Origin of the sequence: Sphingobium sp. TB-6 (genome assembly GCF_012927365.1) — a bacterium.
In the GTDB taxonomy this organism is placed as follows: domain Bacteria; phylum Pseudomonadota; class Alphaproteobacteria; order Sphingomonadales; family Sphingomonadaceae; genus Sphingobium.
Genome location: NZ_JABBGL010000001.1, coordinates 158630 through 173842 on the forward strand (window position 1 = coordinate 158630; position 15213 = coordinate 173842).

The 15213-nt window shown below is 61.5% G+C and carries 14 protein-coding genes and 1 pseudogene; 11 read left to right on the top strand and 4 right to left on the bottom strand.

Annotation, left to right across the window (positions count from 1 at the left end):
• Positions 1–48: 48 nt before the first annotated feature.
• The 3 genes from HHL26_RS00645 (at position 49) to HHL26_RS00655 (ending at position 2398) form a co-directional block, all read left to right on the top strand.
• Positions 49–1014 (top strand): MBL fold metallo-hydrolase, encoded by a 966-nt coding sequence (locus HHL26_RS00645; RefSeq protein ID WP_206377295.1) that lies wholly within the window; start codon positions 49–51, stop codon positions 1012–1014.
• A 47-nt stretch (positions 1015–1061) separates the two neighbouring features.
• Entirely contained in the window at positions 1062–1484 is a 423-nt protein-coding gene (locus tag HHL26_RS00650) for a hypothetical protein (RefSeq protein WP_169575686.1), read from the top strand.
• Positions 1485–1555: 71 nt separating this feature from the next.
• Positions 1556–2398, top strand: coding sequence for an alpha/beta hydrolase (locus HHL26_RS00655; RefSeq protein WP_169575687.1), 843 nt, complete (start codon positions 1556–1558; stop codon positions 2396–2398).
• A gap of 96 nt (positions 2399–2494) precedes the next feature.
• On the opposite strand, the gene dld is transcribed toward HHL26_RS00655, so the two are convergent.
• From dld to HHL26_RS00675, 4 genes are all read right to left on the bottom strand, one after another.
• Positions 2495–4255, bottom strand: coding sequence for a D-lactate dehydrogenase (gene dld / locus HHL26_RS00660; protein ID WP_169575688.1), 1761 nt, complete (start codon positions 4253–4255; stop codon positions 2495–2497).
• 206 nt (positions 4256–4461) lie between these two features.
• Positions 4462–5037, bottom strand: a complete 576-nt coding sequence (locus tag HHL26_RS00665) for a TetR/AcrR family transcriptional regulator (RefSeq protein WP_169575689.1) — start codon at positions 5035–5037, stop codon at positions 4462–4464.
• A gap of 252 nt (positions 5038–5289) precedes the next feature.
• On the bottom strand, positions 5290–6042 hold the full coding sequence (locus HHL26_RS00670) for a fumarylacetoacetate hydrolase family protein (RefSeq protein WP_087574626.1): 753 nt from the start codon (positions 6040–6042) through the stop codon (positions 5290–5292).
• Between the two features lie 36 nt (positions 6043–6078).
• Complete coding sequence (locus HHL26_RS00675) at positions 6079–7518, bottom strand: aldehyde dehydrogenase (RefSeq protein WP_169575690.1); 1440 nt, start codon at positions 7516–7518, stop codon at positions 6079–6081.
• Positions 7519–7831: 313 nt separating this feature from the next.
• Between HHL26_RS00675 and HHL26_RS00680 the strand changes: the two genes are divergently transcribed.
• From HHL26_RS00680 to HHL26_RS00715, 8 genes and pseudogenes are all read left to right on the top strand, one after another.
• The gene (locus HHL26_RS00680; protein WP_206377296.1) at positions 7832–8839 is read left to right on the top strand and encodes a cyclase family protein; all 1008 of its coding nucleotides are present in this window, start codon (positions 7832–7834) and stop codon (positions 8837–8839) included.
• Positions 8840–8852: 13 nt separating this feature from the next.
• On the top strand, positions 8853–9791 hold the full coding sequence (locus HHL26_RS00685) for a 3-keto-5-aminohexanoate cleavage protein (protein ID WP_087574628.1): 939 nt from the start codon (positions 8853–8855) through the stop codon (positions 9789–9791).
• 98 nt (positions 9792–9889) lie between these two features.
• Positions 9890–11080: an L-lactate dehydrogenase gene (locus HHL26_RS00690; protein WP_277349330.1), complete on the top strand. Its 1191-nt coding sequence runs from the start codon at positions 9890–9892 to the stop codon at positions 11078–11080.
• Positions 11081–11154: 74 nt separating this feature from the next.
• Positions 11155–11610 carry a nuclear transport factor 2 family protein gene (locus HHL26_RS00695; protein WP_169575691.1) on the top strand — a complete coding sequence of 152 codons (456 nt, stop codon included), beginning with the start codon at positions 11155–11157 and terminating at the stop codon, positions 11608–11610.
• A gap of 295 nt (positions 11611–11905) precedes the next feature.
• The gene (locus HHL26_RS00700; RefSeq protein WP_169575692.1) at positions 11906–13453 is read left to right on the top strand and encodes a long-chain-fatty-acid--CoA ligase; all 1548 of its coding nucleotides are present in this window, start codon (positions 11906–11908) and stop codon (positions 13451–13453) included.
• Positions 13454–13590: 137 nt separating this feature from the next.
• Positions 13591–14160 carry an RNA polymerase sigma factor gene (locus HHL26_RS00705; RefSeq protein ID WP_169575693.1) on the top strand — a complete coding sequence of 190 codons (570 nt, stop codon included), beginning with the start codon at positions 13591–13593 and terminating at the stop codon, positions 14158–14160.
• Positions 14157–15002 (top strand): FecR domain-containing protein, encoded by an 846-nt coding sequence (locus HHL26_RS00710; RefSeq protein ID WP_169575694.1) that lies wholly within the window; start codon positions 14157–14159, stop codon positions 15000–15002. The genes HHL26_RS00705 and HHL26_RS00710 overlap by 4 nt, the downstream gene beginning before the upstream one ends.
• A 25-nt stretch (positions 15003–15027) precedes the next feature.
• Positions 15028–15177 (top strand): annotated as a pseudogene (locus tag HHL26_RS00715) (SDR family oxidoreductase); the annotation flags it as partial.
• Positions 15178–15213 lie beyond the last annotated feature (36 nt).

Below are 15213 nucleotides of genomic sequence, written 5' to 3' on the forward strand. Positions count from 1 at the left end.
CGCAAGCCCGCTCACCCCGCAATGCCCTGGTCCCGATGGGAGTATGAGATGCCGACAACGCTGTTTTCCAAGAGCCTGCGCGACCTTGGCGGTGGGACCTGGGCCTGGATAGCGCCCCCGGGGACGTGGAACTATAGCAATGCTGGTCTCATCACCGATGGCGATGAGGCGTTGCTTGTCGATACGCTGGTGGACGAGCGCCTTACCGGCGAGATGCTGGACGCGATGCGGACCGCGACGGGCTTTGGCGCCGACCGGATCGCAACGCTCGTCAACACCAACGAAACCAGCAACCACACGTGGGGTAATGGCCTTTTGAAGGCGGCTACCAGCTATGCGTCGGCGGCAGCGGCGCAGGAAATGGCGACCGATAACGGCCCGCAGCAGATCGGCAAGCTTCTGGGCGCCGCGCCCGGCATGGGCGAGCTAGGGCAATGGTTCATCGACAAATTTGCGGCATTCGATTTCGAAGGTTTGACGCCAAGCGGGCCCGACCGGACATTTTCCAGCGAGATCACGCTCAAGGTCGGCAAGAAGGACGTTCATTTGATTCCGGTCGGCCCGGCGAGTACCCCGGGAGACATCATCGTGCATTCGCCCGTCGACCGGGTTGTATTTGCCGGCGATGTGATATCGGTGGGCGTCACGCCGATCACCTGGACCGGGCCGGTAAGCGGCTGGATCAAGGCGTGCGATCGCATCATGGCTCTGGACGTTGACACGATCGTTCCGGGTCACGGCCCGTTGACGGACAAGGCGGGCGTCCGGAAGATGCGCGATTATCTGACATTCGTCGATCAAGAGGCGCGTAAGCGCCACGCAGCGGGCATGGATGCATGGGCCACGGCGCAGGACATTGCGCTGGGAGAATTTGCCCGATGGCCGGACCAGGGCAAGCTGGCGGTCACGGTCGGCACCATTTTCCGCGAGATCGACCAGGATGCGTCCCCGCCGAACCTGGTCGAATATTTCGAGCGTATCCAGCAACTCGACAAGAAATACGCGGCGGGCTGATCCGGCCGGATGATCGCCGTACGGGCATCGGACAAGAGGACGACATTATGACGACACTGGTAAAGCTGCCCCACGGGACACCCGCCTGGTTCGAGATGGTGGGCGGCCACATGCGCGAAGCGGCCGCTGGCGCCGGCCTGCCGCCGGATCTGACGATTTCGGTGGTGGAGCGCTACATCGATGGCGTCGCACTGGCGGACGGGCTGGTTCAGGGTCTCCGCTTCGATATCGTGAGCGGCAAGCCGACATTCCGGGCCGGGGTGGGACTGGACGAACAAGCCGACATCCTCATCGAGATCACGTCGTCCGCCGCGCACCGGCTGAATACCCTCTATAGTGCCGACCCGGCCTATCACGAGGCGATCGGCACCTATCTGGGCAGCGGCGAGATGCGGGTGCAGGGTGACCCATCGCAACTGGGCGACTGGCTGGGCACCGTGCATGATCCGATCGTCGACCGCACGCTCTGATCGCGCCACATGCTTGCCGCCGAGCCAGACGGCCCGGACAAGCGAATATCCGGAAAAGAACGCCCGAAACGATGCGCATAGATGCCTATCCGCCGCAAGAGCCGGTCCCCGACGTGGCGAGGGCTCTGCATGAGCGGCTGATGACGCTTGCACAAGGCATCGAAGGTCATGAGCATATATATGGCGACGATCCGAGCCAGTCACTTACTGTCTATCCTTGCGCGCGGCGGGGCGGTCCCGTCCTTCTTTTCCTGCACGGCGGCGGCTGGACCAACGGTTACAAGGAAGAGATGGCTTTCCTCGCCCCGCCGCTCAACGCCGCAGGCTTCACATTGGTCAGCAGCAGCTACAGGCTGGCGCCGAAGCATGTCTTCCCTGCCAATTTCGACGACGTCGCCGACGCCGTGACATTGGTCTGGAACCTTGCGGAAACGCATGGTTACGATCGCGACGCTTTGTTCATCGGGGGACATTCGGCGGGCGGCCACCTGGCGAGCCTCCTGGCCGCACGGGCCGATTGGCAAACGTCCCGAGGGCTGCCCGAAGACGTCATCAAGGGTTGCCTGCCGATATCGTGCACCTACGATTTCACGCCGGGGTCAGGATCTTCGGTGCGGCCGCGCTTCCTTGGGCCGCCGGGCGCTTTCGCCGAAGTGCATGCCAGTCCCGTCTTCCAGATCGGCGACCATGTGCCGCCGTTCTTCATCACCTACGGGTCGCAGGATCTGCCGCATCTGATGGTGCAGGCGGAAAAGTTCGCGATGGTGGCGCGCTCGAAGGGCGTCGGCGTGGAAATGCTGGAAGTGGATGGCGCAAGCCATGCCACGGTGCTGCTGATGGCTGCCGATATTGATAAGCCATGGCTGGCATCGGCGGCCCGATGGATGCGCGGCATTTTGCACAACAGTTGGTGAAATCCGCGATCTGGGGCGGCGCGCCGCGGGACGCGCGCGAGTTCGATGATCCCGTCCGATTGGATGCCCTGATAGGGATCTCTATTGGTCGCCGTCTCATACCGCAGTGAGAGGCGCGTGCGCGGATTCCTGCATGGCATCATGGGCGTCTCCGTCGTGCCAATGTGCGCCGCGCGCCGTGCCACCGATCCCCGGATTGAAGCTGTTGCATGGGTCGAGTGCCCGATAATGTTCCACCAGCGACGTCTTCGCTCTGTAAAGATGGCCAACATTATGCTCGGCGGGATATTCCGCCCCGCGCGCATCTAGGATTTCGAGCATTCGATGCTCCAGAGCGACCGGATCGACGCCTTTTGCCACGATATAGTCCTGGTGGAAGACATGGCAGAAGAAATGTCCGTAATAGAGCTTCTTGATCATGTGCTGGTCTATTGCTTCGGGGAGCGTTTCGAACCAGTCGCTATCGTTGCGGCGCAGCGCCACATCGATGGCGACGATGTCCTCAACTTCCCGATGATGAACTGCGCGGTAGCGGACTGCTGCCCCGGCCACAGCGAAACGATGCAGGAAGGCTTTCGCCGCCTCGGTTTGCGAACATTCGAAAAAGTCGCCATCGGCGTTCGGGTAGCGATCCGTGAGATAGGCGCGGGCCTCCGCGTTTCCTTCGGCGCCCATCTTCAGGATCAGATGATGCGCGTAACGGTCGCGATAATCCCACATTCGTTCAGGAAGGTGGTTGCCGAACAGCGCTCCGCACGCCTGCATCAGATGATCGGCAAGGTGGCGTGGCAACAGCGGCGCCTTTCGTGCGACCTCGTCGATCCACGCCTTGAGTGCGAACAGCGATGGCAGCCGGTCGGTTCCCAGTCGCTCGATCGCGATGACCGTGTCCTTGCCGTAACGGGCGGCGATGTCGAACGCTTCGCGATGCATATATTCGCCGGCGATGGGAAGGGCGCTGAAGTCCCGCAAAATGTCCCGTCTTAGACCGGCGAGATCTGCGATGCTGTTCGTGCCAATGTAGAATGTGGTGGTCGCGGTCTGCCTGGCGAATGTGTCGAGCCGGACTGCGAGCAATGCGATCTTGCCGGCGCTGCCCGACGCTTCGTAGAGCCGGCTCGGATCGGCATTGAAGCGGGCGGGCGTCGCTTCGTCGACTTTGCGGACATGGTCGCAATAGGCATGGTCCGATGCACGCCGCGCTGCATCATGCTCGATATCTTTTTCGTCGAATGTCCCGTTTTCGACACGGCGAAGAACCTCTTCCGGGTCGTCGCCAAGAGCGATGCCGAGATGATTGACCAGTTGAAGTTCCCCGCGCTCGTCGAGCCGGGCATAGAGCGCGAACTCGGTATAGGCAGGGCCACGCTGAATGAGCGATCCGCCACTATTGTTGCAGATGCCGCCGAACACCGAGGCGCCGATACAGGACGAGCCGATCACGGAATGCGGCTCGCGGCCGAGCGGCTCGAGGATGGCCTCCAACTGGTAGAGAGTCGTCCCCGGCAGGCACACCACCTGTCGTCCGGCATCGATCGGATGGACGCCCTTGATCCGCAGGCTGTTGATGAGAACGACGCTGCGATCATAGGAGCCGTTCGGTGTCGATCCTCCTGTCAGGCCGGTATTCGCCGACTGCATGATGACGATGACGCCCGCTTCGACGCACGCCTTAAGCGTTTGCCACAACTCCACCAGGGTGCGTGGCCTCACGACCGCGAGCACCTTGCCCCCGCCGACGCGGTAGCCTGTCGCAAAGCGCCGCGTGCGGGCATTGCCGGTCAGAACCGCGCGCGCGCCGACAATCGCGCGCAGGCGATCGATCAGGCCATCCGGGACAGCGATAAAATCGTGCATATCTAAACGGTTTCCCAAGAGATCGGAACGTTCAGGCAAGGGGTGGTGGTGCCTCGTGGTTACCGCGCGCGAAACATGATGCGCATTCGGCATCTGGCGGGGCGTTCATGTCTTCCATGCGAAGAAACCGCATCCCTCTCGCACGATAAGCGCAGCGCCGCATTCGGTGCGATCCAGGAAATTGATCTTCGCCCTGTCCTGGGCTGTTATTCTTTCAGACCCTCCATGAGCAAGTTCAGCAAGCGCTTTCGCCGAGTGGGCTTCAGCCCTTCCAGGTCGGCGAGCCAGGCAATGGCGGAGACTAGTGAAATGATGTCCGCTCCGTCGATATCGGCGCGTAGTCGTTTCGCCTGTTGAGCGCGCCGCACCAGCGCGTCGCCGGATTGTTTCAGCGATGAACAGGAAGCGTGAAGAGGCGATTGGGGGTCCATTCTTTTCTCGATCATGGATGCGGCAAGCCCCTGAAATTCGGACGTGCTCGCCGCCACTTCGTCCATCCAGTTTTCCAGAGCCTCCAGCGGATTTTCGCTGGAAACCAAGATCCGGGCTTTCTCCGCCAATTCGTCGAAATTGCTTCGCAGGATTTCCTGGAGAAGTTCGTCCCTGTTCGGGAAATGGCGATAGAGTGTGCCAAGCCCGACGCCCGCGTCCCGAGCTATGCCGCGCAATGACGCTTCGGTTCCATGCTTCCCCACCATCGTACGCGCGGCCTTGAGGATGGACTCCCGGTTCCGCTGAGCGTCTGCTCTCATCGATGGTTGGTCCGCTTCAACTTCCGACATCACTGCACCTTTTGCTAACTCCGTATCGGTCAGAACGGATCTTGAGCCTGCCAATCGGGGCGTTGCTCCGTCGGCGGTGGGCCAAGGGAGCAGGTTGCTTATATGAAGCATGTTGCCTGAAAACAACTCAGCAAGATGTCGAGCGCGTTCCTCCCATCCCCTATCGATCCTACCGAGTTCAACATCCGGCGGGACGACGGATCACCGCGGCCCCGCCCTTCGGATGCTCGTCTGCGGGCCTCGACCCGGTGATCAAACCAGCCGGTTCTCGATCGCTCCGATGCCGTCGATCTCACAGCGGACGACATCGCCGCGCGCCATCTCGACAAATCCGGGCGGCGTGCCCATGCTGATGACGTCGCCCACGTTCAGCGTCATGACGCTACTGGCCCAGGAAAGCGTTTCGTAGATATCGAACGCCATGTTGTCGAAGTTCGCCTTCTGCTTGGTCTCGCCATTCACGATTCCGCGAATTTCCCGGCCCTTGGGGTCGAAATCGGTCTCGATCCAGGGACCCATTGGCATGAAGTCGTCATAGATTTTGAAGCGGAAGGTTTGCGCCGCGACGGTGTCTTCCTTCAGCACGCCAAAAGCGGTCACGTCATTGGTGATGGTGAAGCCGAAAATATAGTTCTTCGCATCTTCCACTGACACGTCCTTGGCCGTCTTGCCGATGATGACCGCCAGTTCCGCCTCGAATGAAGGTGCATGTTCTTCCTTTAGCGCCTTGGGCCAGCGAATATTCGCCCCGGTGGGAATGACGCAATTGTTCGGCTTGATCCACAGGCCGGATCCCTCTCGCCCGTTGCGGCCCGACCAGTTGCCCATCAGAGCGACGATCTTGTTGTGGGGTTCCATGGGCGCGAGCAGCTTGGCCTGGTCGATCGGACCGAGTTCGGCGCCGCGCGCTTGGCTGCCATTTGGCCCCCCGGTTTCGTAGGCGACGCCGTCGGCAAACTCGGCCCACAATTCCCGTCCCGACCAACTGATCCTAGCAATCTTCATTATTACTTCCTTTGCAAAAGATATTATAGATCAACATCATCCCATGACGTAAATGGATTTGGTGTTCTGATAGGCGTTGATAGCTTCGGGGCCGAATTCGCGCCCCATGCCGCTCGCCTTGATGCCGCCGAAAGGTGATCCGATCGACGGCAGATATCCGTTGACGCCGACGGTGCCGGTCGCAACCTTGCGTGCCACGTCCGTGGCATGCGCGCTGTCCGAACTCCACACGGAGCCGCCCAGTCCGAATGGACTGTCGTTGGCGATGCGGATGGCCTCGTCTTCGCCGTCATAGGAAATCACGGCAAGGACCGGGCCGAAAATCTCCTCCCGGGCAATATGTGCCGAATTCTCGACGTCGGCAAAGATCGTCGGTTCGACGAACCAGCCGCGATTTGTGTCCTTCGGGCGGCCTCCTCCCGAAATCAGGCGTGCCTCGTCCTTGCCGATGGCGATGTAGCTCTCCACCCGATCGCGATGGTCGGAGGACGCCATCGGACCCAACTGCGTGGCGGGATCGAGGGCATCGCCGACCACCAGCGAAGCGGCGAAGTCGGCCAGCGCGTCGACCACCTCGGCGTACCGGCTCTTGGGAGCAAGCACGCGCGTTCCATTGAAGCAGGTCTGGCCGTTATTGAGCATAGAGGCGAAGGGCACGCCCTCGATGAATGCGCCGACATCCGCGTCGTCGAGCACGATGGCGGCCGATTTTCCTCCCAGTTCGAGCGTGACCGGGCGCAGCAATTCGCCGCAGCTTCTGGCTATGCTGCGCCCGGCGGCGGTCGATCCTGTGAAGGCGACCTTGTCGATCCCGGGATGGCCGATCAGATAGGCGCCCGCATCGCGCTCGGCGGCGACCCAGTTGAGCACGCCGGCCGGCACGCCCGCCTCCAGCGCAGCTTCGGCAAGGACGTAGCTGTCGAGCACAGTCCCTGGCGACGGTTTGATAACCATCGTGCAGCCTGCAGCCATGGCAGGCGCGATCTTGCTGAGCGCCAGCGTCACGGGGAAGTTCCATGGGATGATCGCGGCAACCACGCCTATTGGGGTGCGCTCGACCAATGTTTCCTTCCCCATCTGGGACGGGCGCACATCGGGCTGCCCCATCGACCGCGCAAGTTCGGCATAATATTGTACGAGCCCGACGGAGAAGCCGCCCTCGAGCGGTCGGCTGGTCGACAGCGGCATGCCGTTTTGAATGCTCACCGTCCTGGCGATTTCTTCGCTTCGCTTTGCCAGCGCTCCCATGAACCGTTCCATGACGACCGCTCGGTCGGCGGGTGCCGCGTCCGACCATCCGGACGTGGCAAACGCCTTGCGCGCCGCGGCGACCGCGGCGTCCATGTCGGCCTCTGTCCCTTCGGGAACCGTTCCGATCTCCTCCGACGTGGATGCATTGATAAGGGCGAAGCGCCGGTCGCTGGCAGGCGGAACCCACTGGTTGTTGATGAAGAACGAATCCCGAGTCTGTGCCATCTGCCTCTCCTGATCTTCGACCCTACCTCGCATCCCGGGAGGGGGCACGTCAGCTTCCAATCTCGCGATTTTCCCCATCTCGGATTGAGATTGGCCCTGCGGGGGAGGGCGAGAGATAAGTGCTGAGAAGAAAATCCTTGCGCAGGACCGGGTGGATCAAACCAGAGCGCGTGCGTGCTGCTGACATGCACGCCGCCCACGGCCCGATCCGACTGTCCAATGTGGCGCTGGATCATTCTTGAGGATTGTGCGCCCGCGCCGATGCCATTGGGCGTCGGCGGGAAGCGCGATGGGTTAAGGAAGAGGAAGTAGGATGGATATGGCGAGTACGGGCGCTCAGATACAGATCATACCGGCGCCCAAGCTGGAACGCACTTTGACCCGTGCGGATCTCGATATCATGGCCGACAAGGTTCGCAATTGGGATCGTTGGGGGTCCGATGACGAAATCGGCACGCTCAATTTCGTCGGTGAGGAAGAGGTTCGCGCTGCCGCGGCGTTGGTTCGCAAAGGCCGCGTGATTTCCATGGGCATGGATTTCAATTTCCAGGGACCGCAAAAGGGCTGGGGCAACCGGTTCAATCCCATCCACACGATGTTACAGACCGGCACGGACGCGGTGGCCGGCAATCAGGACTGGAACGGGATCCGCTATGCCGACGACATGGTGACGATGCCGCTTCAATGCGGAACGCAATGGGACGCGCTCGGCCACGTCTTCTTCGACGAAAAGATGTGGAACGGCTATGATGCCAGGCTGGTGGATTCCACCGGCGCCAAGAAAAACGGCATCGACAAGACGCGCGACCGCATGGTCGGACGCGGCGTGCTGCTCGACGTCGCCCGGATGAAGGGTGGATATCTGGACGACGGCTATGGCATCAGCGCCGCGGAACTCGACGAATGCGCTGCCGCGCAAGGAGTGGAAATCCGGCGCGGAGATTATGTCGTGGTCCGGACGGGCCATATGGAGCGCTGTGTCGACCGCGGCGATTGGGGCGGCTATGCCGGCGGCGACGCCCCCGGTTTGCGGTTCGAAACCGCCGAATGGATTCATCGCAACGAAATCGCGGCGATCTGCACCGATACCTGGGGCTGCGAGGTCCGCCCGAACGAAAGCGCGGACAGCAAGGCGATCAACCAGCCCTGGCACTGGATCGTCATCCCGATGATCGGGATCAGCATGGGCGAGATATTCAACCTTCGCGAGCTTTCCCAGGATTGTTCGGAGGACGGCGTTTATGAATTCATGTTCTGCGCGCCCGCGCTGCCCATAACCGGTGCGGTCGGATCCCCGATCAATCCCCTCGCCATCAAGTAACGGACAGATAAACATGGCTGCCAAGCAAAAAAATGTCATCGTCACCTGCGCGGTGACCGGATCGATCCATACGCCTTCCATGTCGCCCTATTTGCCGGTGACGCCCGACCAGATCTGCAACGAAGCCTTGGGGGCGGCAGCGGCTGGCGCATCGGTCGTGCATCTTCACGTGCGCAATCCGGAAACTGGCCAGCCGATCCAGGATGTCGATCTCTTTCGCCAGTTCCTGCCCCGTATCCAGCGGGAATCCGACATCGTGGTGAACATCACCACGGGCGGAGCACCCACGATGCTGGTCGAAGAGCGATTGCAGCCCGTCTTGAAGCTGAAGCCCGAAGTGGCGTCGCTGAACATGGGGTCGATGAATTTCGGACTTTACCCGATGCTGGATCGCTTCAAGACGTTCAAGCACGACTGGGAACGGCCCTATCTGGAAGGTTCGGAGGATCGCGTCTTCAGAAACACGTTCAAGGATATCCGGTACATCCTGGAATCCTGCAGCAGCAATGACACCAAGTTCGAAATCGAATGTTACGATATCGGCCACCTCTACACCGCCGCTCATTTCCTCGATCGCGGGATTTTGAAGGGGCCGCTGCTCATTCAGTCCGTGTTCGGCCTGCTCGGCGGTATCGGCCCGCACCCGGAGGACGTGCATCATATGAAGCGGACGGCCGACCGGTTGTTCGGTGAGGATTATTACTGGTCGGTCCTGGGTGCGGGGCGCAATCAGATGCCGATCGCGACGATGGCCGCGACGATGGGCGGAAACGTGCGCGTCGGTATCGAGGATTCCCTCTGGATCGGGGCCGGCAAGCTGGCGGAAAGCAATGCCGATCAGGTGCGCAAGATCGTCACCATTCTCGACGAGCTTGGCCTCAAGCCCGCGACGCCGGACGAAACCCGCAGCATGCTGGGACTCAAGGGGCGAAATGCCGTATCATTCGCTTAGAAGGTGGATGAGGGCGGAGCATTATGGCAGACCTGATCCCGCCGTGTTGCGCATCGATGCGGACGGTCAATGTGATCGACATATCGGGAGTGCGGTGATTGGCCTTGCCAACATATGACGAACAGCGCGCAGCCGCCCGTCGGCGGCTGCCGCACATGCTCTTTGAATATATAGACAGCGGCGCCTTCGACGAGCGCACCTTGCAGGCGAACCACGCCGACCTTGCCCGGCTTCGGCTCAAGCAGCGTGTCATGCGCGACATGTCCGATCTGGATATGTGCGCGGATATCGCTGGTACCCCCGCATCGATTCCCGTCGCCCTGGGTCCGGTCGGCTTTGCGGGCATGTATGCGCGGCGGGGAGAGGTCCAGGCGGCGCGCGCGGCGGCGGCGGAAGGCGTGCCGTTCTGCCTGTCTGCCGTCTCGGTCTGCGATTATGAGGAGGTTCGGCGCGATAGCGGCACTACGCCCTGGTTCCAGCTCTACATGATCCGGGACCGCGCCTATATGGGGGATCTGATCGATCGCGTTCTGGCGGCGGGCGCGCAGACGTTGGTATTCACGGTCGATATGCCGCTGCCGGGCATCCGCTATCGCGATGGGCGATCGGGACTCTACGATACGGGTCTGCGGGGTCTGGCGCGGCAGACCTGGCAGGGCATGGCGCATCCCGCGTGGCTGTGGGACGTATATCTGCGCGGCCGCCCGCATGGCTTCGGAAACTTCGCCGCGGCCATTCCCGGCAAGAAGGGTCTTGGCGATTATTGGAGCTGGATCCGTGAGAATTTCGACTGCAGCACCAATTGGGACGATTTGAGCTGGGTGCGCTCCCGCTGGCCGGGCCGCATCCTGATCAAGGGCGTGCTGTGCCCGGAAGATGCCGTCGCGGCCTTCGAAGCCGGGGCCGACGGCGTGGTCGTTTCCAACCATGGAGGGCGTCAGCTGGACGGCGTGGCCTCAAGCATCGCGGCATTGCCTGCGGTGGTGGAAGCGGTCGGCGGCCGAGGGCCGGTGCTGATCGATGGCGGGCTGCGGTCGGGCCTGGATATCGTGAAGGCGCTTGCGGCCGGCGCCGACGGATGTCTGCTCGGACGGGCCTGGGCATTCGCGCTCGCAGCCGGCGGCGAACGCGGCGTCGCCGCCATGCTCCAGGCTCTCAAGGCCGAGCTGCGTGTGGCCATGACCCTGACGGGATGCCGGGTGCTGCGCGACGCCGACCGGTCGCTGTTCGACATGGAGAGCCATGACGCGCTTTCCAATCTTCACCGCGATCGTGTGGATCCGGGCTGAATCCAAAGCTGCCCGGTTCTTCGATGATGCACGCGATATCGATGACATTGGATGACCTATCAAGGAGATACCAGGTGGATATTCTGCAGGCCGACGATATCGTCAAAATCAATGAAGTGCTTCATCTTTGGGCATTCATCAACGACAACAAGCGGTTCGACTTGTTCGACGATGTGTTTACCGAGGACGTGCAGTTCGACTGGACCTATGTTGGTGGTCCGAAGGGGTTGAACGGGATCGACGTCTATCGCGCCTTGCTCCAGGACGCCGTGGATAATGGCATCGTCGCGGATCATCATATCCTGGGCTCGATCGTTTGCATGGATAAGGACGGACATGTACGGGTGCGCAGCCGCTACATCACCCATTTCGGTGATGGCCGAATGGTCAACGGAGAATATCTCCACATTCTGCGGCGAACGTCCAAAGGCTGGCGGGTTTCGCTGCACAAGATGGCGCGTCGCATTCCCTCGCTGGACATCGGCGCCGCGCCGCCCGAGTTTTTCGAGGGATGGCCGCTGGCGGCCTGAGGTCAGCGACGCCCTCACTGTCCGACCTGCCGCATGCCGGACTGGGACGGACGATGCTGCCTGTGCAAGACGGCTGCGTGGTCCGCTGTCGGGTCATGCCCAGGAGAGATTGCGGCAATCGGGCCTTGCTATTGGTTCGATCCGCGGGGGTGACGCATTGTCCGACAGGACCATGTTCGCGCCGGCCTGACGCATCGGTAACTCTCGCTCGGTCGATCCCTGCCGCGGCCTTGGCGCGCAATTTGGATAATTTCGCAGTGGGCGCCCCGTGGCGCCATGAACAGGAAGCGATATCATGCTCCTTCACGAGCCGTTTGATTTTCATGCCCGCAGCCGTGCCGGCTATGTGCTTTCCAAATCCGATGGGACGGCGCTGACCTACGGCCAGGGCAGGGAAAGGTCGCTTCGCATGGCGTCGATGCTGATCGGCCTTGGCCTCAAGCCTGGCGAGCGCGTTGCCACCATCATGAACAATGCGATCGATGCATTGCTGCTCATCTATGCGGCCGCCAGAACCGGAATCGTTTGCGTGCCGCTCAATTGCCGGTTGGCGCCGCGCGAATGGATGGGAATGATCGACGACGCGCAGGCGCGGGTTGTCATCGCCGATCCCGCCTTTGGCGAAGCTCTGGACAATGCCGGCGGCAAGCCGCCGATCGCGATCTGCTCCCAATCCACGCGACCGGGCTGGCTCGCCCTGGACGAACTGCTCGCTGTCGCCTCGCGCGATATTCCGCGGACCTCGCTTTCGGACGAGGCGCCCGTCCTGCAACTGTACACGAGCGGCACGACCGGCAAGCCAAAAGGCGCGATGATCAGCCATCGCTCGATCCTTTCAGACATCAGCCTGATCTCTTTCGCGATAGGGAATTGTTTTCCGGGGCAGCGCTCGCTTCATCTGCTGCCCTTCTTCCACGTCGCGGGCGTGGGATTTGCGCTGCGTGCCGTTTCCGGCGGCGAAACCCTGGTCATCCTCAAGAGCGTCGATCCGGCCGTTTTGCTGAAAACGCTGGTCGACGAGGAAATCGCCTGGACCTTCATCGTCCCGACGATCATCCAGATGCTCCTGAAGGAGCCGGGTATCGAGGATCTGCGATTCCCCCATCTGCGTCAGATCCTCTACGGCGCGTCCCCGATTGCCGAACACGTCCTCGTCAAGGCGATGAAGATATTCGGATGCGATTTTCTCCAGGGCTTCGGCATGACCGAATTGAGCTGCGCCGGCACTTTCCTGAGCGAAGACGACCATGCGCGCGCGCTCGTCGACCGTCCCGACCTTCTCTCGTCGGCCGGGCGCGCGCTGCCGGGCACGGAGCTGCGTATCGTCGACGGCCATGGCGCGGACTGCCCGCCTGGCGAGATTGGCGAAATCCTGATCCGGGGACCGCAGGTCTTCCTGGGTTACTGGGGGTTGCGGGAAGCCACCGAGGCGGCATTGCGCGACGGTTGGCTACATAGCGGCGATGCGGGATCACTCGACGAGGAAGGCTATCTGTTCATCCGCGACCGTATCAAGGACATGATCGTCAGCGGTGGGGAGAATGTCTATCCCGCCGAGGTGGAAGCGGTGCTGCACCAGCATCCCCAGGTCGCGGAAGTCTCGGTGATCGGTGTGCCCGACGACAAATGGGGCGAAACGGTGATGGCGGTCATCGTGCCCGAGGTGGGATGTGAGTTGAACGAAGCCGAACTGGATAGCTATTGCCGCGCCCATTTGGGCGGGTTCAAGCTGCCGCGTCGCTACAGCTTCGTGACCGCTCTGCCCCGCAACGCGAGCGGTAAGATCCTGAAACGCGATCTGCGCGCGGCGTTCTGGGAGGGACAGGCGCGACAGATAGGCTGATCGGGCTCTTCCATCAGCGTGAGCCGACGGAAGACGGGAGGCCGCGCGCATGCATCGCTCCGGTGGCGCAACGGCAATGAGGCATTCACAAAAACGGGACGTCGAACGTTCTCACCGCATACGGCCCTTCAGCTTGGGTGGAATCATTGAGGCAGGGTGGCACGATCATTGATCTATCGACGGCTCGCCGTACGAAGATCGAGATCATTTATCGGGAACATGAGGCGCGCCTGCTTCGCTTCCTCCGGCTCCGGCTCGGATCCGATGCCGAAGCCCGGGATGCGGCACAGGAAACATTCGTCAGGCTTTGGAAATGCGGCGGCCAGCTTCATGCCGACAATATCCCCGCTCTCCTGTTCGTGACGGCCCGCAACGTCGCCATCGATATGCTCCGGAAGACCAATCGTGCCGGTCGATCAGGATTTTACACGGCCTCATCGGACGAGAGCAACGACAATGTTCATGATGATCAGGCCGGACCGGACAGGATTCTCGCCGCAAAGAGCGATCTTGCCCTCGTCGTCCGCATCCTTGAGGAGCTGCCTCAAAAATGCCGATATGCGTTCATCCGCTATCGTTTCGAAGATCGCGACTATGAAGACATCGCGCAGGAAATGGGCGTGAGTCAGAGCATGGTACGAAAATATGTCCTGAAGGCGGTCTCGCATTGTGCGGCCCGGTTCGAAGAACTGGAGGGCTGGGAATGAGCTATATCGACAAGCTGGCTGCGCAGCATATTCTCACCCTGCACGATCGTGAGGCAGACGGAGAGGCGATCCGTTCTGCGCTCGATTGGATAGAGCATGACGCGGACCATCTTGTTGCGTTCAACCGCGCCGATCGCTTCATGCGCGTTTGCGGCGGCATCGGCCGACAGGAATTGGCGCGCCTCAAACTGGCGCCTATGCGACCGGAGCTCCATAAGCTGGGGATCGGCTGGAGAATGGCTGCGATAGCGGCAAGCATGCTGCTGCTGGTCATTGCCGATGCCCGGTTCCTGTCGATGGAACATGCGGAAATCGCCAGTGAAGCGCATTTCGCGACGCCGTCGGGCACGATCCGTTCGATCCAGCTAGCCGATGGCTCGAACGTCACGCTTGCGGGTGCCAGCGCCGTTGAGGTGACGTTTCGCAAGGAGGCGCGCATGGTAAGGCTGTTGTCGGGCGAAGCGCTTTTCACGGTGGTGCCCGACAAGAACCGGCCATTCACGGTACGAACGCAAAATGGCACCGCCACGGCGATCGGGACGGCCTTCAATGTCCATCGCGGTGCCGATGACACGACCGTCACGGTATTGCATGGACGTGTAGAGGTTCTGGCGCTCGGCGCCGGATTCATGTCCAGGGCGACGCTCGATAGGGCCATGTGCCGATATCCGTTCTCGAAGATCGCTCGAATAGGACTTACCCATGTTCCACCTCTGCCAAGAAATGAATCATGGATCCGCAAAAAAGGGAATCCCCAGCGCGATTCCTATTTCAGGTGCGATGCTCTAGCAAGAACAACGCGCGGTTCGCAAATGCGGTCCGCCCCCGATACTGGTCAATAATGCGGGCCATCGCGACCGCAAGCCGATCGAGCATGTCGCCCGGCGCACGTCGCTGGGGCGATGGGGCCGTCCGGAGGAAATTGTCGGCCCGGTCCTGTTCCTTGCATCGGACGCGGCATCTTATGGGACCGGGCAAGTGCTGGCGGCGGACGGCGGTTACACCGCCCACTTCTGATCCGTTTCAGGATATGGTTCGGCTATCGAGTTAAGT